The sequence below is a fragment of the Pseudomonas sp. IT-P74 genome (assembly GCF_949768175.1).
Classification (GTDB): Bacteria; Pseudomonadota; Gammaproteobacteria; order Pseudomonadales; family Pseudomonadaceae; genus Aquipseudomonas.
In genome coordinates this window covers 388,333-411,836 of the sequence record NZ_CATKQD010000055.1, presented here as the reverse complement: position 1 = coordinate 411,836, position 23,504 = coordinate 388,333, and the positions used below count along the sequence as shown (strand labels likewise).

Annotated in this window: 27 protein-coding genes; 15 read left to right on the top strand and 12 right to left on the bottom strand. The window is 59.6% G+C overall.

What is annotated here, in order from left to right; all coding sequences use genetic code 11:
- Positions 1-13 precede the first annotated feature (13 nt).
- The 5 genes from speE to ACM6J5_RS22305 form a co-directional block, all read right to left on the bottom strand.
- Positions 14-889 (bottom strand): polyamine aminopropyltransferase, encoded by an 876-nt coding sequence (gene speE / locus ACM6J5_RS22325; RefSeq protein WP_095945243.1) that lies wholly within the window; start codon positions 887-889, stop codon positions 14-16.
- Between the two features lie 253 nt (positions 890-1,142).
- Positions 1,143-1,334: a PLD nuclease N-terminal domain-containing protein gene (locus ACM6J5_RS22320; RefSeq protein ID WP_046042941.1), complete on the bottom strand. Its 192-nt coding sequence runs from the start codon at positions 1,332-1,334 to the stop codon at positions 1,143-1,145.
- Between the two features lie 80 nt (positions 1,335-1,414).
- Positions 1,415-1,945 (bottom strand): hypothetical protein, encoded by a 531-nt coding sequence (locus ACM6J5_RS22315; protein ID WP_095945242.1) that lies wholly within the window; start codon positions 1,943-1,945, stop codon positions 1,415-1,417.
- A gap of 111 nt (positions 1,946-2,056) precedes the next feature.
- Positions 2,057-2,575: an ankyrin repeat domain-containing protein gene (locus ACM6J5_RS22310; protein WP_414929355.1), complete on the bottom strand. Its 519-nt coding sequence runs from the start codon at positions 2,573-2,575 to the stop codon at positions 2,057-2,059.
- Positions 2,576-2,672: 97 nt separating this feature from the next.
- Entirely contained in the window at positions 2,673-4,511 is a 1,839-nt protein-coding gene (locus ACM6J5_RS22305) for a long-chain-acyl-CoA synthetase (RefSeq protein WP_095945240.1), read from the bottom strand.
- Between the two features lie 357 nt (positions 4,512-4,868).
- On the opposite strand from ACM6J5_RS22305, the gene ACM6J5_RS22300 reads away from it, so the two are divergent.
- Positions 4,869-5,147, top strand: a complete 279-nt coding sequence (locus ACM6J5_RS22300; protein WP_095945239.1) for a DUF3509 domain-containing protein — start codon at positions 4,869-4,871, stop codon at positions 5,145-5,147.
- A 33-nt stretch (positions 5,148-5,180) separates the two neighbouring features.
- Here ACM6J5_RS22300 and mtnC read toward each other — a convergent pair whose 3' ends face one another.
- Genes mtnC through aroC form a run of 5 tightly spaced genes read right to left on the bottom strand, consistent with a single transcriptional unit; the run spans position 5,181 to position 9,316 of the window.
- Positions 5,181-5,864: an acireductone synthase gene (gene mtnC, locus ACM6J5_RS22295; protein WP_414929354.1), complete on the bottom strand. Its 684-nt coding sequence runs from the start codon at positions 5,862-5,864 to the stop codon at positions 5,181-5,183.
- A 4-nt stretch (positions 5,865-5,868) separates the two neighbouring features.
- Entirely contained in the window at positions 5,869-6,414 is a 546-nt protein-coding gene (locus ACM6J5_RS22290) for a 1,2-dihydroxy-3-keto-5-methylthiopentene dioxygenase (RefSeq protein ID WP_414929353.1), read from the bottom strand.
- 12 nt (positions 6,415-6,426) lie between these two features.
- On the bottom strand, positions 6,427-7,047 hold the full coding sequence (locus ACM6J5_RS22285; RefSeq protein ID WP_414929352.1) for a methylthioribulose 1-phosphate dehydratase: 621 nt from the start codon (positions 7,045-7,047) through the stop codon (positions 6,427-6,429).
- Positions 7,044-8,195, bottom strand: a complete 1,152-nt coding sequence (locus tag ACM6J5_RS22280) for an MFS transporter (protein WP_414929351.1) — start codon at positions 8,193-8,195, stop codon at positions 7,044-7,046. Before ACM6J5_RS22280 ends, ACM6J5_RS22285 begins: the two co-directional genes overlap by 4 nt.
- Positions 8,196-8,224: 29 nt before the next feature.
- The gene (aroC, locus tag ACM6J5_RS22275) at positions 8,225-9,316 is read right to left on the bottom strand and encodes a chorismate synthase (RefSeq protein ID WP_414929350.1); all 1,092 of its coding nucleotides are present in this window, start codon (positions 9,314-9,316) and stop codon (positions 8,225-8,227) included.
- An 83-nt stretch (positions 9,317-9,399) separates the two neighbouring features.
- Here aroC and ACM6J5_RS22270 point away from each other — a divergent pair, with 83 nt between their 5' ends.
- Together ACM6J5_RS22270 and ACM6J5_RS22265 are read left to right on the top strand one after the other, a co-directional pair.
- On the top strand, positions 9,400-10,398 hold the full coding sequence (locus ACM6J5_RS22270) for an alpha/beta hydrolase (protein ID WP_095945233.1): 999 nt from the start codon (positions 9,400-9,402) through the stop codon (positions 10,396-10,398).
- Positions 10,399-10,497: 99 nt separating this feature from the next.
- The gene (locus ACM6J5_RS22265) at positions 10,498-11,289 is read left to right on the top strand and encodes a hypothetical protein (RefSeq protein ID WP_095945232.1); all 792 of its coding nucleotides are present in this window, start codon (positions 10,498-10,500) and stop codon (positions 11,287-11,289) included.
- 127 nt (positions 11,290-11,416) lie between these two features.
- Here the strand turns inward: ACM6J5_RS22265 and prmB are convergent, their stop codons facing one another.
- Positions 11,417-12,325, bottom strand: coding sequence for a 50S ribosomal protein L3 N(5)-glutamine methyltransferase (gene prmB / locus ACM6J5_RS22260; protein ID WP_414929349.1), 909 nt, complete (start codon positions 12,323-12,325; stop codon positions 11,417-11,419).
- A gap of 238 nt (positions 12,326-12,563) precedes the next feature.
- On the opposite strand from prmB, the gene ACM6J5_RS22255 reads away from it, so the two are divergent.
- The 7 genes from ACM6J5_RS22255 (at position 12,564) to ACM6J5_RS22225 (ending at position 17,906) form a co-directional block, all read left to right on the top strand.
- The gene (locus tag ACM6J5_RS22255) at positions 12,564-13,154 is read left to right on the top strand and encodes a cysteine hydrolase family protein (RefSeq protein WP_095945230.1); all 591 of its coding nucleotides are present in this window, start codon (positions 12,564-12,566) and stop codon (positions 13,152-13,154) included.
- A 131-nt stretch (positions 13,155-13,285) separates the two neighbouring features.
- Complete coding sequence (locus ACM6J5_RS22250) at positions 13,286-13,606, top strand: hypothetical protein (protein WP_008048404.1); 321 nt, start codon at positions 13,286-13,288, stop codon at positions 13,604-13,606.
- A gap of 78 nt (positions 13,607-13,684) precedes the next feature.
- Positions 13,685-14,242, top strand: a complete 558-nt coding sequence (locus ACM6J5_RS22245) for a Smr/MutS family protein (RefSeq protein ID WP_414929348.1) — start codon at positions 13,685-13,687, stop codon at positions 14,240-14,242.
- A 77-nt stretch (positions 14,243-14,319) separates the two neighbouring features.
- Entirely contained in the window at positions 14,320-14,865 is a 546-nt protein-coding gene (folE, locus tag ACM6J5_RS22240) for a GTP cyclohydrolase I FolE (RefSeq protein ID WP_003204506.1), read from the top strand.
- Positions 14,866-14,969: 104 nt separating this feature from the next.
- Entirely contained in the window at positions 14,970-15,341 is a 372-nt protein-coding gene (locus ACM6J5_RS22235; RefSeq protein WP_095945228.1) for a glutathione S-transferase N-terminal domain-containing protein, read from the top strand.
- Positions 15,342-15,857: 516 nt separating this feature from the next.
- Positions 15,858-17,207 carry an NCS2 family permease gene (locus ACM6J5_RS22230; RefSeq protein ID WP_008048392.1) on the top strand — a complete coding sequence of 450 codons (1,350 nt, stop codon included), beginning with the start codon at positions 15,858-15,860 and terminating at the stop codon, positions 17,205-17,207.
- 72 nt (positions 17,208-17,279) lie between these two features.
- Positions 17,280-17,906: a LysE family translocator gene (locus ACM6J5_RS22225; protein ID WP_046037555.1), complete on the top strand. Its 627-nt coding sequence runs from the start codon at positions 17,280-17,282 to the stop codon at positions 17,904-17,906.
- A gap of 203 nt (positions 17,907-18,109) precedes the next feature.
- Here the strand turns inward: ACM6J5_RS22225 and uraH are convergent, their stop codons facing one another.
- Positions 18,110-18,463, bottom strand: a complete 354-nt coding sequence (gene uraH, locus ACM6J5_RS22220) for a hydroxyisourate hydrolase (protein ID WP_095945227.1) — start codon at positions 18,461-18,463, stop codon at positions 18,110-18,112.
- A 434-nt stretch (positions 18,464-18,897) separates the two neighbouring features.
- Between uraH and puuE the strand changes: the two genes are divergently transcribed.
- The 5 genes from puuE (at position 18,898) to ACM6J5_RS22195 (ending at position 23,399) form a co-directional block, all read left to right on the top strand.
- Complete coding sequence (puuE, locus tag ACM6J5_RS22215) at positions 18,898-19,824, top strand: allantoinase PuuE (protein WP_414929347.1); 927 nt, start codon at positions 18,898-18,900, stop codon at positions 19,822-19,824.
- Entirely contained in the window at positions 19,821-20,336 is a 516-nt protein-coding gene (gene uraD, locus ACM6J5_RS22210; protein WP_095945224.1) for a 2-oxo-4-hydroxy-4-carboxy-5-ureidoimidazoline decarboxylase, read from the top strand. The genes puuE and uraD overlap by 4 nt, the downstream gene beginning before the upstream one ends.
- Before the next feature lie 87 nt (positions 20,337-20,423).
- Positions 20,424-21,419, top strand: coding sequence for an allantoicase (gene alc / locus ACM6J5_RS22205; protein ID WP_150674233.1), 996 nt, complete (start codon positions 20,424-20,426; stop codon positions 21,417-21,419).
- Between the two features lie 121 nt (positions 21,420-21,540).
- Entirely contained in the window at positions 21,541-22,044 is a 504-nt protein-coding gene (locus ACM6J5_RS22200) for an ureidoglycolate lyase (protein WP_007960046.1), read from the top strand.
- Positions 22,045-22,094: 50 nt separating this feature from the next.
- A complete protein-coding gene (locus ACM6J5_RS22195; RefSeq protein WP_095945222.1) occupies positions 22,095-23,399 on the top strand; it encodes a urate hydroxylase PuuD in 1,305 nt (434 codons plus the stop codon).
- Positions 23,400-23,504: the final 105 nt, after the last annotated feature.

Sequence of the window (23,504 nt, the reverse complement as noted above, 5' to 3'; positions counted from 1 at the left end):
GTGTTTCAACCCATCAATCGTTGCTTGGCTTGTTCACCGCCTGCAGCACGTATTGCGGCAAGGCGAAGGCGCCGATGTGGATTTCAGGATTGTAGTAGCGGGTGACGATGCCGCTGCCCGCGAAGCGCTGTTGCAGGGTTTCGCGGGACAACTTGCGATAAGCGGTATTGGTGGCGCCCCAGGCGAAGGTCATCGAGCCACCGATGTAGGTCGGCACGGCGGCCTGGTAGAAGTGCCAGTCCGGGAACAGGCTGCGCAGGCGGCCGGCGGTGGTCTTCACTTCTTCGATCTGCATGAACGGCGTGCCGTTCTGGGTCACCAGGATGCCGCCCTCGTTCAGGCAACGGTGGCAGGCCTGGTAGAAGTTTTCCGAGAACAGCACTTCACCCGGTCCGATCGGGTCGGTGGAGTCGGAAATGATCACGTCGAACTTTTCAGTGGTGGTAGCGACGAAACGCATGCCGTCGTCGATCACCAGGTTCAGGCGTGGATCATCGAACGCGCCCTTGGAGTGGTTCGGCAGGAATTCCTTGCACATGTCGACCACGGTGCCGTCGATCTCGACCATGGTGATGTGCTCGACGCCGCGGTGCTTGGCCACTTCACGCAACATGCCGCCGTCACCGCCGCCGATGATCAGCACGCGTTTGGCGGCACCGTGCGCCAGGATCGGCACGTGGGTGAGCATTTCGTGGTAGATGAACTCGTCGGCTTCGGTGGTCTGGATCACGCCGTCCAGCGCCATCACCCGGCCCATGCGCGGGTTTTCGAAAATCACCAGGTGCTGGTGCTCGGTGCGCACTTCGTGCAGCAGTTTTTCCATGCGAAAACGCTGGCCGTAGCCTTCGTAGAGGGTTTCCAGGTAGTCGCTGGTCGGGGTGTTGCTCATGGGAAGTGCTCCGATGAATGCGGTGGCAACGGACGGTTACCCGCCCATGATGGCCAATCGAGCGTCTCGATTGACCGGGAAAGGCGCGCATTCTACGTCGCGGAACATGACAGGTCGAACCTTCGTCATCGAAGTACCCGCAGAACATTGTGGGAGCGAGCCTGCTCGCGAAGCAGGCGATGCGGTGTTTCAGTGGCTGCGCGTCATCGTTCTTCGCGAGCAGGCTCGCTCCCACAGGTTCAGTGTTGCCGGTTCAGAGTTTGACATTGCCCCGCGGCCCGGCGATGGCCCAAATGATCAGTCCCAACACCGGCAACAGCGCGATCAGCAGCACCCAGAGGATTTTCATCCCGGTCTCGGCGCTACTTTTGAAGACGTTGATGATGGCCCAGATGTCCAGGACAAAAATGATCAAGGCAACCAGGCTGTTGAACGTGGAACCCATGGTGACGCTCCCAAAGAGTGATATGCCCCCTCAGGATAGACGGTCGTCGCGAGGATTCTTTTTTATTGACCGTGCCTGGATCAGACGTGGACCGCTACTTTCAGGGCTTCCAGGGATGGCGCGGCTGCGATGCCGACTTCAGTACACAATTCCAGCACCCGTGGCACGTCATTGCCGTAGACCAGGACCACCTGCAACTCGTCATCAAGCAACTGGCTGAAGTTCATCAGTGTGTAACCACCGTTTTCCTTATTCATGCTGCTCATCTGCACCTGGATACGGTTGAGCGCGGTCAGGGCTTCGGTCTTGGCCAGTTGCTTGGGCTTGAGATTGAACTCCACCCCCGGGCCGAACGAGGCGACGATCTGTGCGAACAGGTCCATGTAGGTGTCAGCCTGGAACAGCACCGTTTCCGGCAGGCTGCCGACCACCACCCACTCACCCAGCGGGATCGGGAAGGTTTCGTCGTAGTTGATGTCCGGATTGGCCGTCAGAAAAGCCTCGGGATCGGCGTAGGCCTGGGCCGCTTCGTCCGCGACCTTGAGGATTTCGTCTTCGCCCATGCACCCGGAGCTGATTTTGCTGATGAGTTCGACGAGTGCGGCTTTCATGGGGAGGATCCTGTAGCGAGGTGAATTTTGAGGGCGCGAAGGATAGCGCATTAATAAAAGAAATGCGGACCTGTGGCGAGGGGACTTGCCCTCTCGCCACAGGGCTCAGCGTCAGCCCAGCAGTTTTTCCAGCTGTGCAACGGTATCGGAAGCGCCCATGGTTTTAGCCGCTTCCAACGCAGTGATGCCATTGGCGTCCTTGGCTTTCGGGTCGGCGCCCTTGCTGATCAGGTAATCGACCACTTCGACGCGGTTGAACATCGCCGCCATCATCAGCGCCGTGCGGCCATCGAAGGACGAGCCTTCAACCTGGGCGCCGCCGTCGACCAAGGCCTTGATCACCGCCAGGTCGCCCTTGAAGGCGGCGCCGGCAATCGGGCTCTGGCCGTTGTCGTTGCGGATCTCCGGATCGGCCTTGAGCTCAAGCAGGACTTTTACCGTGTCCACATGGCCGTGATACGCGGCCAGCATCAGCAAGGTATCGCCCTTGTGGTTACGCAGGTTCGGCGGCAAACCCTTGGTCAGCAGCGCGGCCATCATCGCCGCATCGCCCTCCCGTGCCTTGTTGAATACCTGTTCGGTGAATTCGGCGGCTTCTTCGGGGGTCATCTGGCGGCTTTTGTCTGACATTGGGCACTCCCTTTTCTGTCATTCGTAAAAGCCGACAGTTTCCCGAGCGCCCCCGGCACTGTCACTTGTTTTTTCTCATCGGCCGCCATAGCCAGATTCAATAACGGTACTTGCCGCCGTGAATGTCGGACAACAACTGCTCGGTGACCTGCACGTAGGTCTGGGTCCCCGGCAGCCAGGCATAGATCGGATCATCGCCGGTTTTATCCGGGTCGAAGGCCTCGTCCTTGAGTCGGGTCTTCTGATATTTGAACGTTCCGGTGGTTTCCATTTTCACTTTTACCCGCAGAAACAATGGCACCGCATAGGCCGGCATTTGCTCGCGGGCAAAGGCCAGCAGCTCACTGAAGTCCAGGGTGGCCAGGGATTCGGCGGGAGTGATCGCCGCCATCCCGGCCCGGCCATTGGTGTTGCGGATCTCCACGCCATAGGCCACGGCTTCGGAAATCAGCGGGTGTTGCAGGAGGATGTTTTCGACCTCCGTGGTCGAGACGTTTTCGCCCTTCCAGCGGTAGGTATCACCCAGGCGGTCGACAAACTGCGCATGCCCGAAGCCGATGTTGCGCAACAGGTCGCCGGTGTTGAAATAACGGTCGCCCTTTTCGAACACATTCTCAAGCACGACCTTGGCGGTTTTCTGCGGATCGGTGTAACCGTCCAGGGGTGCCTTGTCATCGATTTTTGCCAGCAACAACCCCTGCTCGCCCTTGGCGACCTTGCGCATCAGGCCATTGGCCTGACGAATCGGCGCGCCGCTGTCATGGTCGTACGCGACCAGCTCCCAGGACATCAGGGAAAAACCGATGGTGTTGTCGAAATTGAGTATGTTGGTGAAACCGATGTTGCCGTCGCTGGCGGCGTACAGCTCGCAGATGTGATTCACCGCAAAGCGGGTCTTGAACTCGTTCCAGGCGCCGGGACGCAAGCCGTTGCCGATCATTTTCTTCACATCGTGCCGGCTGTCGTCGGCGCTGGGCGGTTGATCGACAAGGTAGCGGCACAGTTCGCCGACATAACCGATGGTGGTCGCCCGGTACTTGCGCGCGTCGTTCCAGAACTGACTGGCGCTGAACTTGCGGCGGATGGCGAACCCGCTGGCCCCACTGACGGCCGAACCCCAACACACGCAAAGGCCCGTGGCGTGGTACAGCGGCAAGGTGCAATAGACGACATCGTCGGGGCGCATGTCCAGGGCGATCATTCCGAAGCTCGCCGAGCTGCGCATCCAGCGTCCGTGCTTGAACACGCCTGCCTTGGGCAGCCCCGTGGTGCCCGAGGTGTAGATATAAAAGCAGGGATCGTCGAAGAAAACCTGCCGGCTGCTGGCCGGGTTGTCGCTGGCGTCGTCGAGACTGACGGTCATCAGGTTGATGAAGCCTTCAGGCGCGATACCCGGTTGGCGCGAGGTGTCCTGATCGGCGACGAACCAGGTTCGGTCAGCCTTGATCGACACCCGGTCACGCACCGCCAGGTACGCCGGGACCAGCTCCTCACCGACAATGATCGCCACCGGCGCCACCAGATTCACACTGTGCACCAGGGTATCGCGGGTTTGCGAGGTATTGAGCAGTGCACTGATCGCGCCGACCTTGGCCACCGCCAGAATCGTCACCAGCAGTTCCGGGCGGTTCTCGATGAAGACCGCCACCACATCACCCTTGCCGATGCCTTGGCCGATCAGATGATGGGCGATGCGATTGGCCCATTGATTGACCTCGGAGTAACTGAGCGTTACGTCACCTTCCAACAGCGCCGGACCATCCGGGTTGCGCAACGTGGCTTGCTCGAAACTCCAGCCCAAACCACACGCTTGGGTCGGGTCCTTGACGTTGGCGGCCTTCATGCCTTTCACCACCCGAGGGATGGCCTTGGCGATGGAAGGCAACTTGCGGAGCATCATGCTCCAGGTAATCGTGTCGTTCGACGTGCGACTCATGATGCTCCCGTTCGATCTTTTTATTGTCGGGCTGCGATGACTGAGCCCGAAAATACGTCAACGGTTCTTGAGCTGTACACGCGGTTTTTGAAATGTTTTGTATCTGCGATCTTGATCTGCGATTGATACAGGGCCAATCGTGAACCCCCGCACACGCAATGGTTCCATCGAAGCGCCGAACGACCGCGCAAAATGCAGGATGCACGACGGCCGTTCATGCAGAATGCACGAAAGCAAAAATCACCACAGATACTAACCTGTTGTTTTATAAGTTGATTTACAAAAAAACAAGGCTGGCACAATCACTGCAACCCTCTCCGTATGCTTGCCATTCAAGAGCCAACGGAGCTGAAAGACATGAACCTGATTCAGGAAAAATTTTCGTCCCTGTTCTCAAACTTCGAAGTCACCACCCAGGACCGTCCCGACGGTGGGATCCTGCTGACCCTGAGCGGCGGCGAAGGCAAAGTGTTCAAGCGCTCGATTTCCTATCAGCAATTGCACAATGGCGACCAACTGACGTGGGTGATCAGTGCGATTCGCCGCGACCTCGCCGAACAAGCCAGTGAACTGCCGCAGATTTCCATGCTGCAGAGCCAGCAACGGTTTGCCCTGCCGACTTATCACTCGCTGTAAAAAAATGCGGAAAAAATACAAATTGTGTAGTGCTTAGAAGGCAGCAGGATTGATCCGCGCAAAGCTGTCCACGGTGACATGCCCTGCCAGCTCTCCACCCTCGCGAGCCAGCCCGCACGTGGCCATCCCCGCCGTGCGCGCCGCGTCGAGCTCCTCGACGATGTCCGACAGAAACAGAATCTGCCCCGCCTCAAGGTTGATCGCCTGGCTGATGTTGGCGTAGGACTGGGCCTCGCGCTTGGGGCCCGAAGTGGTATCGAAATAGCCGCTGAACAGCGGCGTCAGATCCCCCGCCTCCGAGCAGCCGAAGATCAACCGCTGGGCCTGGATCGAACCGGACGAATAAACAAACAGTTGAAAGCCGTCCCGGTGCCAGCGCTTGAGCGCTTCAACGGCGTCCGGGTACACGTGCCCCTTCAATTGCCCGGCCTGATAGCCCTGCTCCCAGACCATGCCCTGCAACGCTTTCAACGGCGTGGCCTTGCGGTCTTCAGCGATCCAGCCCAACAGGATCTCGATGACCCGCTCGACGTCGGCGTTCGGTTCGTTGCTGTCGCGGCGCACGGCAGCCAGTTGCTCCGCCACATCGGCGCGTTCGGCGTGCTGACGGACAAAATCCGGCAGGTGTTTCGCGGCATAAGGAAACAACACGTCGAACACAAAACTCACCGCGCTGGTGGTGCCTTCGATATCGGTGAGAATCGCTTTGATCGGCATCGACTCAGTCCTCAAGACGCGGGAATTGGCTGGCGATGTCTTCGCCGGTGAAGTTGGCGACCCAGCCTTCCGGGTTGTTGAACAGACGGATCGCGACGAAATGCGGATGTTCGCCCATGTCGAACCAGTGCTTGGTTCCAGCCGGCACCGAGATCAGGTCGTTCTTCTCACAGAGCACCGCGTAGACGTAATCGTCGATGTGCAGGGTAAACAGGCCACGGCCGGCAACGAAAAATCGTACTTCATCTTCGCCGTGACGATGTTCGTCGAGGAACTTGGCTCGCAGTTCGGCTTTTTGCGGGTGATCGCTGTTGAGGCTGATCACGTCGACAGTGACGTAACCTCGCTCGGTCATCAGCTGGTCGATTTGCTCCTGGTAGGCGGCGATCACTTCTTCCTGAGTGGCACCCGGCTGGATCTTCGCCGCCGCTTGCCAGCGGTCGAAACGCACGCCCTGCTCGGCCAGGGTCGACTGAATGTCTTCGAGATGGGTCAGCACCTTGTTGGGGATTTCAGGGCTGGAGACGTGATAGACGGACAGGCTGCTCATCAGGGCAACTCCTTAACGGGACAAGATGGAGCGCGTCTTCAACTCGCACTCGAACAAAAATTCAAAGGCCTCGATCTGCCGCAGGGCGTCGCTCATGCGCGCGCCCCAGGTGTACAGGCCATGACCACGGATCAGGTAGCCGACACAATCGGGATGGGCGTCCAGCCAAGGCTGCACCTTGGCGGCCAGGCGCGCAATGTCCTGATCGTTGTCGAAAATCGGCACGCGCACCCGGGATTCGTGGGTCGTCACACCGCTGAAGGCTTTTTGCAGCTCGTAATCTTCGAACTCGATGAAGTCTTGCGGCGTCAGGCGCGACAGCACGGTGGCGTTCACCGAATGGGTGTGCAGCACCGCACCGATCTCCGGGCGCCAGCTGTAGAGCTGGGTGTGCAGCAGGGTTTCGGCGGACGGTTTCTTGCCCGGTTCCAGGCTGCTGCCCGACAGGTCAGTGGCCAGCACATCGCCCATGCCCAGTTGTCCCTTGTGCTTGCCGGAGACGGTCAGCAAGGCTTCGGTCGGCGACAGGCGGGTCGAGTAATTGCTGCTGGTGGCCGGCGACCAGCCGCGGCCATACAGAAAACGCCCGGCGTCGATGATTTCCTGGGCGAGTTGTTCACGGGTAAGGCTCATGGCCTGTCCTCTTGCATACGTGTGGCAATGATAACGGCAGCCGCGACGGCTGCGAGACTGGCAATACTAAATGTCCATGCCGCGCCGAGGGCATTCCAGCTGTAGCCGGAATACAACGCGCCCAACGCACCACCGGTGCCGGCCAACGCGGCATACAGCGCCTGGCCCTGACCTTGCTGGCTCGCACCGAAGCTACGTTGCACGAATGAAATGGCAGCGGCGTGAAAGCTGCCGAACGTCGCCGCGTGCAATACCTGGGCAAACAACAGCACCCACAAAAATTCGGCCAACGATCCGAGCAGTAACCAGCGCAGCGCCGCCAGCAGAAAACTCGCCATCAGCACCCGGCGCAAGGAAAACCGCGCGAGGATCTTGCTCATGGCCAAAAACATCAACACTTCGGCCACCACGCCAACGGCCCAGAGCATGCCGATCACGCCCCGGCTGTAACCCAGGTGTTCGAGGTGCAAGGTCAAGAACGTGTAATACGGCCCGTGACTCATCTGCATCAGTGCCACGCAGCCGTAAAACGCCAACACACCAGGGTTGCGCAGTTGCTGGAGAAATCCCTCCCCGGTCAACCGTTCACCCTGAATCGGTTGCGCGTTAGGCACCCACAAACTGCTGACCACGATGCCGACCAGGATCAGCACCAGCGCCGCCGGATAGATGTCCAGGCTCAGCCATTCGAACAAACGGCCCAGCGCGACCACGGTGATGATGAAACCGATCGAGCCCCACAAGCGAATCTGGCTGTAGCGCGAGGTCTGCCCCTGCAAGTGCGCCAGGGTGATGACTTCGAACTGCGGCAACACCGCGTGCCAGAAGAACGCATGCAAGGCCATGACCATCGCCAGCCAGGCGTAGGTCTTGCTGACGAAAATCAGCGAAAAGGTCAGCAGCGTACACAACGCGCCGAAGCGCACGATTGCCAGTCGCCGACCGGTGTAGTCGCCCAGCCAGCCCCAGATATTCGGCGCCACGCAACGCATCAGCATCGGGATCGCTACCAGCTCGCCGATCCGCGCGGCGCTGAAACCCAGGTGATCGAAGTACAGCGCCAGGAACGGCGCTGTCGAACCGAGCAAGGCGAAATAGAACAAATAGAAACTGGAGAGCCGCCAGTACGGGAGCGCCGCAGTCGCCATCAGACGGCTGCGACCATGAAGTCAACCATTTACAGCTGACCCAGCACCGGCGTGCTCACACGCACATCGGCGTTCTGCCCACGGTGACGCAGCAGGTGGTCCATCAACACGATGGCCATCATCGCCTCGGCAATCGGCGTGGCGCGGATGCCCACGCACGGATCGTGACGGCCCTTGGTGATCACTTCCACCGGGTTGCCATGGATGTCGATGGAACGGCCCGGCGTGGTGATGCTCGACGTCGGCTTCAGCGCCAGGTGCGCAACGATGGGCTGACCGGAGGAAATGCCGCCGAGAATGCCGCCCGCGTTGTTGCTGAGGAAACCTTGCGGGGTCATTTCATCGCGATGTTCTGTGCCGCGCTGGGCGACGCTGGCGAAACCGGCGCCGATTTCCACGCCCTTGACCGCGTTGATGCTCATCAGCGCATGGGCCAGTTCGGCGTCGAGGCGGTCGAAGATCGGCTCGCCCAGGCCCGGCATCACGCCTTCGGCGACCACGGTGATTTTCGCACCGACCGAGTCCTGGTCGCGGCGCAACTGGTCCATGTAGGCCTCAAGTTCCGGCACCTTGTCCGGATCCGGGCTGAAGAACGCGTTCTCTTCTACCGAATCCCAAGTCTTGAACGGGATTTCAATCGGCCCCAGCTGGCTCATGTAGCCGCGAATGACAATGCCCTGGCTGGCCAGGTATTTTTTCGCAATCGCGCCTGCAGCCACGCGCATCGCGGTTTCCCGGGCCGAGCTGCGACCACCGCCGCGATAATCGCGCTCGCCGTATTTGTGGTGGTAGGTGTAGTCGGCGTGAGCCGGGCGGAACAGATCCTTGATCGCCGAGTAGTCCTTGGACTTCTGGTCGGTGTTGCGGATCAACAGGCCGATCGAGCAGCCAGTGGTGCGGCCTTCGAACACGCCGGAGAGGATTTCGACTTCGTCGGCTTCCTGGCGCTGGGTGGTGTGGCGGCTGGTGCCGGGCTTGCGGCGGTCCAGGTCACGCTGCAGATCCTCCAGGGATATCTCCAGCCCCGGCGGGCAGCCATCGACAATGGCGACCAACGCCGGGCCATGGCTTTCGCCCGCGGTGGTGACAGTGAACAGCTTGCCGTAGGTATTGCCGGACATGCAGGACGCTCCGTGAAATGAACCTGAATACGTAATGCGCGCCAGTATACGCAGGCTACCCAAGTAGTTCATCCTCGAACCTTATGGGTGCCGGTGAGTCCAACTGGCATCTTCTGGATGATGGCGCGATGATGCTGCGAGTTCTAGCCTTGAGCCTTACCCTGATTTCCGGCTTCGCCCAGGCGACTGTCCTGCAACGACCGATCACACTGGATACGGGCACCGGCGAGCTTTTCGGCTCGCTGTTGCTGCCAAAGTCCGACAATCCGGTGCCGGTTGTGCTGATCATTTCCGGCTCCGGCCCTACGGACCGTGACGGAAACAATACCGACGGCGGGCGCAATGACAGCCTCAAGCGCCTGGCCTGGGTGCTGGCCAAACACAACATCGCCAGCGTGCGTTACGACAAGCGCGGCGTGGCCGCGAGCCTGGCGGCGACCCCGGATGAACGCAACCTGACGGTGGAAGCCTACGTGGCCGATGCACAGGCCTGGGGCCGCAAGCTCAAGACCGATCCGCGTTTCGGCCAACTGATCGTGCTGGGTCACAGCGAAGGCGCTTTGGTCGCCAGCCTCGCTGCGCCGGATATCGATGCCGATGCGGTGATTTCTGTCTCCGGCAGCGCAAGGCCGGTGGATCAGGTCATTCGCGAGCAACTGGGCAACCGCCTGCCACAACCGCTGATGCTGCGCAGCAATGAATTGCTCGACAGCCTCAAGGCCGGGAAACCCGACGACAATGTGCCGCCACCCTTGCAGGCGATTTTCCGCCCGAGTGTGCAGCCTTACCTGATTTCCCTGTTCCGCCAGGACCCGGCCGCGGCGTTTGCCAAGCTGAAGATGCCGGCGCTGATCATCCAGGGCAGCAACGACATCCAGGTCGGTGTCAATGACGCAAGGTTGCTCAAGGCGGCCAAGCCGGACGCCGAACTGGCGCTGATCGAGGGCATGAACCACGTCATGCGCATCGTGCCCAACGACGTCAAACGCCAGATGGCCTCCTATAAAGACCCGCAGTTGCCCCTGGCGGCGGAACTGGGCACGCGAATCCTCGGGTTTATTGACGGACTTCGTGCCAGTTAACCCCTCTTTACCCTCCAGTCCTGGGAAAAACGGCCGATAAGCCTTTGTCGCCAACACATTGGTTGGCGACAAGCTGAGCTTGGACAGGATCTCGCCGTTATGACTGACACCCAGACTTCACCCGACACCAGCGCTGAAAAAGACGCACCGCCAGCGGTCGAGCTGCCCTGGGCGGACGTCCACGTCGAGCATCACAAGATGCTCCGTCTGGCGCCGTTGCAAACTGACCGCAACACCGGCGGGCGCCCGTTGCGCTTTGTCGAGTTCGGCTATGCCGAGCGCAACGATAAGGCGCACAGCCTGATGCGCATGAGCATCACCCTGCCCGGCCAGCGCGTGCGCAAGGAACAGAATCATCTGGACGTGTGGGTCGATCACGCCGAAAAACGCGTGCATTTCGGACCGCAAAGCGGCTTGCAAATCGAACCGCTGAACCGTGGCATTGGCCGATTCATGGCGGCCCAGGGCATCAACTGGGCGAAAAAGCGCTGGCCGACCTACACCGTCGACGGCTTTGACCTGAACAACAAGGACGCGTTGAACGAAGACACCCGCCTGCGTCGCGATCATTTTTTGCGCGTGCATGGGTTCGACGTGGTGTATGCCGATGCCCAGCATTTGAAAGGCAGCGTCAAGCCGGTCAAGGTCGGCGACCTCTCTGGCGACTGGAACAGCGAAAAACTGCAGGTCGTGGAAATTCTCGAGGCGGCGCAGATGCTCCAGCAAGCCGAGCAGAACCTGGCCGAGCAGGAAGTCAAACTCAAGAAACACGAAGAGAAAGTCAGCAAGTACAAACGCGAAGACGCCGGGCTGCGATTCACCATCACCTGCCTGGTGGCGTTTGCGGTGTTTCAGGCGGGGTTGTTGATCTGGATTGCCACGCACCGTTGATCGGCGGTGCGGTCATTTCTTGTAGGAGCGAGCTTGCTCGCGATGGTCGTTAACGATGGCGCGTGTTTTCTGGAAAAACGCGTCGCCCTTTAGTCCATCGCGAGCAGGCTCGCTCCTACAGGGGGGGTTAAACGCGAGAAGCAAACAGCGCCTGATGCTCCCGGCATTGCTGCGCGCTCAGCATGAACACACCATGGCCACCACGCTCGAACTCCAGCCAGGCGAAGTCGACTTCCGGGTACAACGCCTCGACGTGCACCTGGCTGTTGCCCACTTCGACAATCAGCAGGCCCTTCTCGGTCAGATGATCCGCCGCTTCGGCGAGCATGCGCCGCACCAGGTTCAAACCGTCATCGCCGCAGGCCAGGCCCAGTTCCGGTTCGTGCTGGTACTCATCCGGCATGTCGGCGAAATCTTCCGCATCGACGTAGGGCGGGTTCGACACGATCAGGTCGAAACGCTGACCCGGCAAACCCTCGAAACCGTCGCCCTGCACCGTGTACACGCGCTCGTCGACACCATGGCGTTCAATGTTCTGATTGGCCACCTCCAGCGCTTCGAACGACAGGTCCGCCAACACCACCTCGGCATGCTGGAATTCGTAGGCGCAGGCGATGCCGATGCAACCGGAACCGGTGCACAGATCGAGAATCCGCGCAGGTTCGGTAGCCAGCCACGGGGTAAAGCGGTTTTCGATCAACTCACCGATGGGTGAGCGCGGGATCAGCACACGCTCATCAACGATGAACGACATGCCACAGAACCAGGCCTCGCCCAGCAGATAAGCGGTCGGCACCCGATCTTCGATACGGCGCTTGAGCAAAAGCTGCAGGTGAACCACTTCCTCTTCTTCCAGATTGCAGTCGAGGTAGCTGTCGGCGATTTCCCACGGCAGGTGCAGTGCACCCAACACCAATTGCCGGGCTTCGTCCCAGGCATTGTCAGTGCCATGGCCGAAAAACAGATCCTCCCCATGGAAGCGGCTGACGGCCCAACGGATATGGTCACGCAGGGTGCGAAGGCGGGAAGTGATCACGACGGCAAACTCCAGAAAAATCGACGGGAGATTCTACCAGTCAAACGACGTCACGACGACGCAGGAAACTACCGATTCAAATGTAGGAGTTATCCATTTTTTCGCCAGGCTATTGAACAAAACGTGACTATTGACAAGGCTACAGGCCAGCAACGACGGCACCTGTGATCGTAGCGATTCACAGAACCGCTCAGCCAGAGGACAATGGCGCAAAAGCCCCACTCCAAGGAGCCCCAGAATGTCTGTTCCAAAAACGATGTTTCAACTCAGCGGCCGCGGTTATGCAGCGGCCAATCTGAGCCATGCCACGCTGGTCATCATCGATGCCCAGAAAGAATACCTCAGCGGTCCCCTGGCCCTGAGCGGCATGGATGAAGCTGTCGCGAACATCAAGCAATTGCTCGCCGCTGCCCGCGCCGCCGGCCGGCCGATCGTGCATGTGCGCCACCTCGGTACACTCGGCGGGTTGTTCAACCCCCAGGGCGTAGGTGGAGAGTTCATTCCGGGCCTGGAGCCACAGGGCGATGAAACCGTCATCGGCAAATTGTTGCCAAGCGCTTTTCACGGCACCGAACTGGCAAAACGCCTGGAAGACCTCGGCGCCCTTGACCTGATCGTCTGCGGCTTCATGAGCCACTCCAGCGTCAGCACCACGGTGCGTGCCGCCAAGAACCTGGGCTTCCGTTGCACCCTGGTCGAGGACGCCTGCGCCACCCGCGACCTGCCCTACAAGGGCGGCGTGCTGAGTGCCGCACACGTTCATCAGACGGAAATGGCGATCATGGGCGACAACTTCGCCACCCTCGCGCTAACCCGTGAACTGATCTGATCGACGCTCAATGAGCGGCCTGGAACGCCGCTCATCCGCAAAAGCCTCCCATTTGCCGTAATTGTCTTAGCCTCAGGAACATCCCGGTCAACTCCCGGTCGAAGGGCCGATACCCATTGAGGAAGGTCGGAATGAAGTTATCCGATGGTTTTGACGCTCGCCGCTTGCGGCCCAAAGGCCAAAGCAACTGGCGTTTTCGAATCGGCGCGACGTTCGCGGCGTTGCTGGCGATGTGCGGCGTGTTGCTCGCCATGGCCGGTGCCGCCAGCCTGCTCGGCCACGCACCCGCCCTGGGTGAATTGAACACCAGCCGCACCGGTGCCGCCGTGATCCTGGCCATCGGCCTGTTCGTGCTGTACCTCGGTGTCTGGCTATGGCGCCGTTGCCGTCGTCGCTCGCGACAGTCCCGGGAACTGGCCATGTCGCCGCACCTGATGAAAAAACACGACTGAGCCAAGCGTCGCGCGCGTTTTTGTCGCGCCCGATTCGCTTCGAGTTGGGTAAACTGGCCGCCCTTCGCGGAGGCTGACATGCAAGACGACGATTTTTCCCTGTTCAAAAGCGCGATCCAAGGCGTCAAGCCGATCAAGCATGATCGCGCCGAAACCGGCAAACCCAAGGCTGACCGCGCGCAGATTGCCAAGCTGCGTCAAGCGGCGACCGTACGTACCGAATCCACCACCGTCGACGGGCTGTCCGATCAGTTCGTCATCGACGTCGGCCCTGAAGACGATCTGATGTGGGCTCGCGATGGCGTGCAGGAAAGCCAGATGCGCAAGCTCAAGATTGGACAGATTCCGTTCGAAGGCAGCCTCGACCTGCACGGCATGAGCGTGGAAAAGGCCCGGGAAACCCTCTGGGCATTTTTGGCTGAAGCCACCAGATTCGAAATCCGCTGCGTGCGCGTCACCCATGGCAAGGCAGTGCGCCTGGACGGCAAGCGGCCGATGATCAAAAGCCACGTCAACACCTGGCTGCGCCAGCATCCACAGGTGCTCGGCTTCACTACGTGCCAAGCGAAACATGGCGGTGCCGGCGCCGTTTATGTGATGCTCAAACGCACCATGATGGAAGGTCGCGACGAGTAAAGCTGATGCGTCACGCTTGCAGCGTCGTGTCCGTCACCGTACCCTTGCCCTTTGCGTAAAATCCCACAGGTAGTTTCATGTCCCTGGAACAGAATTACACGGCGATCCTCGGCCAGCTCGGCGAGGACGTTTCCCGCGAAGGCCTGCTCGACACGCCAAAACGTGCCGCCAAAGCCATGCAGTACCTCTGCCGCGGCTATGAACAGACACTCGAAGAGGTCACCAACGGTGCCCTGTTCAGCTCCGACAACAGCGAAATGGTGCTGGTCAAGGACATCGAGCTGTACTCGTTGTGCGAACACCACCTGCTGCCGTTCATCGGCAAGGCGCATGTTGCCTACATCCCGAGCGGCAAGGTTTTGGGCCTGTCGAAGGTCGCGCGCATCGTCGATATGTACGCTCGCCGCCTGCAGATCCAGGAAAACCTCAGCCGCCAGATCGCCGATGCGGTCCAGCAGGTCACCGGCGCCCTGGGCGTAGCGGTGGTGATCGAGGCCAAGCACATGTGCATGATGATGCGCGGTGTGGAAAAGCAGAATTCGTCGATGATCACTTCAGTGATGCTCGGTGAGTTCCGCGAGAACGCCGCGACCCGCAGCGAATTCCTCAGCCTCATCAAGTAATTTGCGGCACGAAGAAAACCGGCATTCATCGCCGGTTTTTTTTCGCCTGCAAAAAATCAGGTAAGCTGCGCGCCCTTCTTCATTCGCACCGTGAGGCTTTCAACGTGTTCGTAAAAGCGCTTCGTGTCGGCCTTGGCCAACTGATCATCTTCATCGACTTCATTACTCGCCCAAGCAAGAAGAAGCGCCCCGCCGCTGCTCAGGCTCAGGTCGAATCCGCCGCCAAGGGTCTGACCCTGTATCAATTCCACGCCTGCCCGTTCTGCGTGAAGACTCGCCGCACCCTGCGCCGCCTGAATGTGCCGGTGGCCCTTCGCGATGCGAAGAACAACGAACAGGATCGCCAGGCCTTGCTCGAGCAAGGTGGCAAGATCAAGGTGCCGTGCCTGCGCATTGAAGAGAATGGCCAGACCACCTGGATGTATGAGTCCAAGGTGATCATTGATTATCTGGACAAGCGTTTCGCTGCAGCCTGATGTTTCTGTGATGGGGCTGATGGCCCTATCGCCAGCAGGCTGGCTCCCACAGGGGATTTGTGGCGTTCACAGAACCTGTGGGAGCCAGCCTGCTGGCGATAAGGCCGGTACAAGCGCCGTCAATTCCAGATAAAAATAAACCGGCCCCTGAGCCGGTTTATTTTTATCTGGCCGTTTGCGCCTGTCGAACCACTGCCGCCAATCGCCCGAGGCCGCAGATGATTGCTCTTGCCCCAATGCCAGCAGGCTGGCTCCCACAGTGATCTGGGCGTACACAAAACCTGTGGGAGCCAGCCTGCTGGCGATGAGACCAAAGGCGATATATCCCTAAAGCCAAACTTTTCGTAAACAAAACCAAAAACATTATTTGCATTCTTTGTATACAAAAGCATAATCCACTTCGTGCGAGTTCCTGACCAAGCGGTCAACAAATTCGCAAGTACCTCAAAGGGCCGCTGCCACCCCTCTCGGATCCGGCCCTGGAAATAACAATAAAACTCTTGAGGAGTATTCGCTGTGGAAAGCCGCAAATCCGAAGCATCGACGCTGGATCTCTCGCCGCCATTACGCAATGGCTTGCTGGAACGTCTGTTCAAACTCAGCTTGCACGGCACCACGGTGAAGACCGAGCTGATTGCCGGTCTGACAACCTTCATCACCATGGCTTACATCATTTTCGTCAACCCCAACATCATGGCCGACGCAGGGATCGATCACGGTGCGGCGTTCGTCGCCACCTGCATCGCCGCGGCACTCGGTTGCCTGTTGATGGGCCTGTACGCCAACTGGCCGGTCGGCCTGGCACCAGGCATGGGACTGAACGCCTTCTTCACCTACACCGTGGTCGGCACCATGGGCTACAACTGGGAAACCGCCCTCGGCGCGGTGTTTGTGTCCGGTGTGTTGTTCATGATCCTGACCTTCTCGCGGATCCGCGAATGGCTGCTCAACAGCATCCCGGTCAGCCTGCGCTTCGCCATGGGCGCCGGCGTGGGTCTGTTCCTGGGGCTGATCGGCCTGAAAACCGCGGGTATCGTCGTCGATAGCCCGGCTACCCTGATCAAGCTTGGCTCCCTGCGCGAACCCGGCCCGCTGCTCGCTGCCGTGTGCTTCCTGATGATCTCCATCCTCAGCTATCACAAGGTGTTCGGCGCAATCCTCATCAGCATCATCACCGTGACCCTCGCCGGCTGGGGTCTGGGCCTGGTGCACTACGAGGGCATCATGTCGGCTCCACCGAGCCTCGCCCCTACCTTCATGGCCATGAACGTCGCCGGCGTGTTCAACGTCAGCATGATCAGCGTGGTCCTGGCGTTCCTCTTCGTACACATGTTCGACACCGCCGGTACCTTGATGGGTGTTGCCCAGCGCGCCAACCTGGTCGGTGCTGACGGCCGCATCGAAAACCTCTCTCGTGCCATGAAGGCCGACAGTGCTTCCAGCGTATTCGGTGCGGTAGTCGGCGTTCCGCCAGTCACCAGCTACGTTGAAAGTGCCGCTGGTGTAGCTGCGGGTGGTCGGACTGGTCTTACCGCAGTGACCGTAGGTGTGCTATTTATTGCAGCCATGTTCTTCGCACCGCTGGCCGGGATGATTCCTGCCTATGCCACCGCGGGTGCACTGATTTATGTAGCGATGCTGATGATGGGCGGCATGGCCCACATCGAATGGGACGAAGCGACCGACAGCATTCCGGCGATCGTCACCGCGATCATGATGCCGCTGACCTTCTCGGTCGCCGACGGCATCGCGCTGGGCTTCATCACCTACGTGGCGCTGAAGGCCGGCACCGGCAAGTACAAGGAAATTTCCGTAAGCCTGTGGGTGCTCTGCGCGATCTTCATCGCCAAGTTCATCTTCTTGTAAACCTTACGCGGGACCCGCTTGAAAACAGCCTCACCCCGTCGGGTGGGGCTTTTGTGCAAATGGAGGAAAGTGATGAGTCTGGAAACCTGGCTGCTGTTCAGCGGCGCTGCGCTGATAGTGATCCTGATCCCGGGGCCGCTGTCGTTGCTGATGATCAGCAACAGTCTGAATTACGGCCTGCGCCGCTCTTACCCGGCCTTTCTTGGCGGCGTATCGGCCTCGATCTGCCTGCTGAGTGCTTCGGCGCTGGGCCTGGGTGCGTTGCTGCTGGCTTCGGAACAGCTGTTCAGTGCCCTGAAGATTCTTGGCGCCCTCTACCTGTTCTACCTTGCCTGGCAGAGCTGGCAGCAATCGCGCCTGCCTTCCCATGGCGCTGAAGTGCCACAAGCCGCGCCGGTGCCACGCTTTCGTGCGCTGTTCGGGCGGGCGTTCATGCTGGGCGCGAGCAATCCGAAAGACATTCTGTTCTTCGCCGCTTTCCTGCCGCAGTTCTTGAGTGCCGAACAGCCATTCCTGCCGCAACTGCTGGTGATGATCGCGACCTGGACCGTGCTCGACCTGCTGTGCAAACTGGCCTACGGCCTCGGCGCCCATGGCGCGGCGCGGTATCTGCGCAGCGGCAAGGGGCAGAGCTGGTTCAACCGGATCAGTGCCGGTTTGTTCAGCGGTGCGGGTGCAGCGTCCCTGCTGAGCCGCTAAGAGCAAAAGCATCGCTAGCAGGCTAGCTCCCACAAGGGATTGGTGAACACCGAAAATCCAATGTGGGAGCTAGCCTGCTAGCGATGGCGTCAGCACAGGCAGCACTTTCCTCCAGACGAAAAAAAGCCCGCAGTGTGAGCGGGCGAAAGACCAAAGAAGCTATATGCGCAGTCGCTTCCAGGGTGCAGCTGCTGCCTGGGGGATCAGCTGCCGCGGTACGTGGAGTAGCTGTAAGGCGAAATCAACAACGGCACATGGTAGTGATCCTGCTCGGCGCAGATGCCGAAACGCAGCACCACGACATCCAGGAAGGCAGGCTCCGGCAGCTGAACGCCACGGGCGCGGTAGTAATCGCCGGCATGAAACTGAACCTGATAGACCCCGGAGCGGTAGTCATCGCCTTGCAGCAGCGGTGCATCGACACGGCCATCGCTGTTGGTTATCGCGCTGGCGACCAATTCCAGCTGCGATCCTTCAACGCGGTACAACTCGACCTTGATCGAGCTGCCCGGGCAACCGTGTGCTGCGTCCAAAACGTGTGTAGTCAAACGTCCCATTGATTCTGCGCGCCTGCCTGCGTGGAGCAGTCAGACTTCGCGCCTCCCGAAGTCAGTTGAAAAGGAGACCGCACCGATTCGGAGCACGAAAAGCTGCGGCGAGCGACTAATTAAGACACTTTTCAAAAAAATTGTACACAATAAAAACGACATTTTTCGCATGACTCCCGCCATCGGCATATTTTCCGTCGATTTCCCGCCAAACCGCACCACCTATGAGCCCTTCAATCAATAATTGACCAGTCAGGCAGATTTCTTGCAGGCTCCCGCCAATAGCAGTAAAAGATGACAGTCGGTGAAAAATGCGAAAAATCAGGCTTACAAAGTGAATATAAAGTTGTATACAATCAGCCCATCGCTGTGACGCCAGCCTGCCATCCACTTTTCAGCTGCGTCACACCAACCGTCATCATCGAACAAGAAGGAAGCCTGCAGTGAGCGCTGACTACCCACGCGACCTGGTCGGTTACGGCAGTAACCCTCCTCACCCACACTGGCCGGGCAATGCCCGCATTGCCTTGTCGTTCGTACTCAATTACGAAGAAGGCGGCGAGCGCAACATCCTGCACGGCGACAAAGAGTCCGAAGCCTTCCTCTCGGAAATGGTTTCTGCCCAGCCGCTGCAAGGCGCGCGCAACATGAGCATGGAATCCCTTTACGAGTATGGCAGCCGTACCGGCGTGTGGCGGATCCTCAAGCTGTTCAAGGAATTCGACATTCCCCTGACTATCTTCGCCGTGGCCATGGCCGCCCAGCGTCACCCGGACGTGATCCGTGCCATGGTCGATGCCGGCCACGAGATCTGCAGCCACGGCTATCGCTGGATCGACTACCAGTACATGGACGAAGCCCAGGAACGCGAGCACATGCTCGAAGCGATCCGCATCCTCACTGAAATCACCGGCGAACGCCCACTGGGCTGGTACACCGGCCGCACCGGCCCGAACACCCGTCGCCTGGTGATGGAAGAAGGCGGTTTCCTCTACGACTGCGACACCTACGACGACGACCTGCCCTACTGGGAACCGAACAACCCGACCGGCAAGCCGCACCTGGTGATCCCGTACACCCTGGACACCAACGACATGCGCTTCACCCAGGTCCAGGGTTTCAACAAGGGCGACGACTTCTTCGAATACCTCAAGGATGCGTTCGACGTGCTCTACGCCGAAGGCGCCGATGCACCGAAGATGCTGTCGATCGGCCTGCACTGCCGCCTGATCGGCCGTCCGGCGCGTCTGGCGTCACTCAAGCGCTTTATCGAATACGCTAAAAGTCATGAACAGGTGTGGTTCAGCCGTCGCGTCGACATCGCGCGTCACTGGCAAGAAACCCACCCGTACACAGGGGCTGCCAAATGAGCACCTTTCAAACCGTCAAACCTTCGAGCCTGAGCCGCGATGCCTTCGTCGCGACTTTCGCCGACATCTACGAACATTCGCCATGGGTGGCCGAGAAGGCCTACGAGCTGGGCCAGGATGCCTCGATCGACGAGATCGAAACCCTGCACCAGCGCATGAGCGACATCCTGTTGAGCGCCGATCACGAAAGCCAGCTGGCTTTGATCAACGCTCACCCGGACCTGGCCGGCAAAGCCGCCGTCCAGGGCCAGCTGACCGCAGCCAGCACTGAAGAACAGTCTGGCGCGGGTATTCACCAATGCACGGCCGAAGAGTTCCAGCGCTTCACCGAGCTGAACGACGCCTACAAGGCCAAGTTCAAGTTTCCCTTCATCATGGCGGTAAAAGGCAGCAACCGGCATCAGATCCTCGCAGCGTTCGAAACGCGCATCCACAACCCGGTCGACACCGAGTTCAAGTGCGCGCTGGCGGAGATCAACAAGATCGCCCTGTTCCGATTACTGACCCTATAGCAAGCCTGGCCCGACGTTGATGAACGCAAAAAACGCTCCGGGCCTTGCAAGCATCCCAAGCCACTTATTTAAAGGCAGACAAGAAGAATGAAAGCTTACGCCGTACCTTTCGAGAAGTTCGTCAACCTGGCCGATGCCCGCCTGGGCACCAAAATCATCTCGGTCACCGATGACTGGTTCGCAGACGCCAACCGTCTGTTCCAACCGACCCCGGCCGTATGGAAGGAGGGCGTGTTCGATGACAACGGCAAGTGGATGGACGGCTGGGAATCGCGCCGCAAGCGCTTCGAAGGCTTCGACAGCGCAGTGATCCGCCTGGGCGTACCGGGTTCGATCAAGGGCGTCGACATCGACACTTCATTCTTCACCGGCAACTTCCCGCCGTCGGCGTCCCTGGAAGCCTGCTTCCTGGCCTCGGGCGAGCCTGATGAAAACACCCAGTGGACTGAAGTGCTGTCCGCCGTCGAGCTGCAGGGCAACAGCCACCACTTCCACGAAATCAACAACGACCAGGCCTTCAGCCACCTGCGTTTCAACATCTACCCGGACGGCGGTGTGGCCCGTCTGCGCGTGTACGGCGTTCCGTTCCGCGACTGGTCCGCTGTTGGTGACAACGAACAAGTCGACCTGGCCTCAGCCCTCAACGGTGGCCGCGCCCTCGCCTGCTCCGACGAACACTTCGGCCGCATGAGCAACATCCTCAACCCGGGCCGTGGCATCAACATGGGCGACGGCTGGGAAACCGCACGTCGTCGTACTCCGGGCAACGACTGGGTCATCGTCGCGCTGGGTCATGCCGGCGAAGTCGAGAAAGTCATCGTCGACACCCTGCACTTCAAGGGCAACTACCCGGACACCTGCTCGATCCAGGGCGCTTTCGTGAAGGGCGGTACCGACAGCCAGATCGAAACCCAGTCGCTGTTCTGGCGTGAACTGTTGCCAGCACAAAAACTGGAAATGCACGCTGAACACACCTTTGCCGAGCAGATCAAGGCACTGGGGCCGATCACCCACATCCGCCTGAACGTGTTCCCGGATGGTGGTGTGAGCCGCCTGCGTGTTTTGGGCAAGGTCGCTAAATAAGCGCTGAACCCAATCGCTAGCAGGCTAGCTCCCACATTTGGAATGCATTCCCCTGTGGGAGCTAGCCTGCTAGCGATAGCAATAGAACAGACAACAACGAATTCAAGGTAAGTAGAACAGCATGCGCACACTGACGATTGAACCGCTGACCAAAGAAGCCTTCGCCCCTTTCGGTGACGTGATCGAAACCGACGGCAGCGATCACTTCATGATCAACAACGGTTCGACCATGCGCTTCCATAAACTGGCGACGGTCGAAACCGCAACGCCAGAGGACAACGCGATCATCAGCATCTTCCGCGCCGACGCGCAGGACATGCCGCTGACCGTGAGCATGCTGGAGCGCCATCCGCTGGGCAGCCAGGCTTTCATTCCGCTGCTCGGCAACCCCTTTCTGATCGTGGTCGCGCCACTTGGCGATGAACCTGTATCAGGCTTGGTCCGCGCCTTCGTCACCAACGGCAGGCAGGGCATTAATTACCATCGCGGCGTTTGGCACCATCCGGTGCTGACGATCGAAAAGCGGGATGACTTCCTGGTGGTTGATCGCAGTGGCACAGGCAATAACTGCGATGAGCATTTTTTCAAAGAGGATGAGCGTTTGATCCTCGCCCCCCACCAATAAGAGAAGGTCTGATCACTCGACAACAGAGTGACAGGCGAGAGGTAAAGACTGTGGAAGCACATCTGTTGGAATGGCTGAACCTGAGCGTGCGCTGGGTTCACATGATTACTGGCGTGGCCTGGATCGGTGCGTCGTTCTATTTCGTATGGCTGGAAAACAACCTCAACCGGGTCAACCCGAAAAGCGGCCTGGCCGGCGATTTATGGGCAATCCACGGTGGCGGTATCTACCACCTGGAAAAATACAAGCTGGCTCCACCGACCATGCCGGACAACCTGCACTGGTTCAAATGGGAAGCCTACTTCACCTGGATGTCGGGTATCGCGCTGCTGTGCGTGGTGTTCTACTCCAACCCGACGCTCTACCTGCTGGCTCCGGGCAGCTCACTGAGCGGTCCTGAAGGCGTACTGCTGGGCATCGGCTCGCTGTTCGTCGGCTGGTTCGTCTACTCCTTCCTGTGCGACTCGGCCCTGGGCAAACGCCCTGCCCTGCTTGGCGCAATCCTGTTCGCCCTGATCATTGCCGCGGCCTACGGCTTCAGCAAAGTGTTCAGCGGTCGGGGTGCGTACCTGCACGTCGGCGCCATCATCGGCACCATCATGGTCGGCAACGTGTTCCGCATTATCATGCCGGCGCAACGCGCACTGGTAGCGGCCATCGCCGAGAACCGCACGCCCGATCCGGCATTGCCGGCCAAAGGCCTGCTGCGTTCACGTCACAACAACTACTTCACCTTGCCGGTGCTGTTCATCATGATCAGCAACCACTTCCCGAGCACCTACGGCAGCCAGTACAACTGGTTGATCCTGGCCGGGATCGCGGTACTGGCGGTGTTGGTCCGTCACTACTTCAACACCCGTCACGACAGCCACAAGTTTGCCTGGACCCTGCCTGTTGCAGCGGTGGGCATGATCTGCCTGGCTTATGTGACCGGTCCGAAGCCGATGTCCAGCGCCCCTGAAGTGGCCAACGCTCCAGCGAAAATCGAATACCAGCCGCTGCCGGAAACCGCAGTGGGCGGTGGATTGAAACCTGCTGAAGCCAAACCCGCAGAAGCGCCCACAGCCGCTCCGGTTCAGGCCTCCAATGCCGGTCCGGGTTTCGACAAAGTGCACAGCGTGATCCAGGAACGTTGCGCGGTTTGCCATTCGGCCAAGCCGACCAGCCCGCTGTTCAGTGCGGCCCCTGCCGGTGTGATGTTCGACACCCCCGAGCAGATCCGCCAGAACGCACCGCGGATTCAGGCGCAAGCCGTCACCAGCCAGATCATGCCACTGGGCAACATCACGCAGATGACCCAGCAGGAACGTGACCTGATCGGTGCCTGGATTGTGCAGGGAGCCCAGACCAATTAATCGCTGAAAGCTTCGCGAGCAGGCTCGCTCCCACAGGTGTTGCATGACCTGTGCGGGAGCGGGCTTGCCTGCGAATGGCCGCAAAACGGCCCACCAGATTCGAAT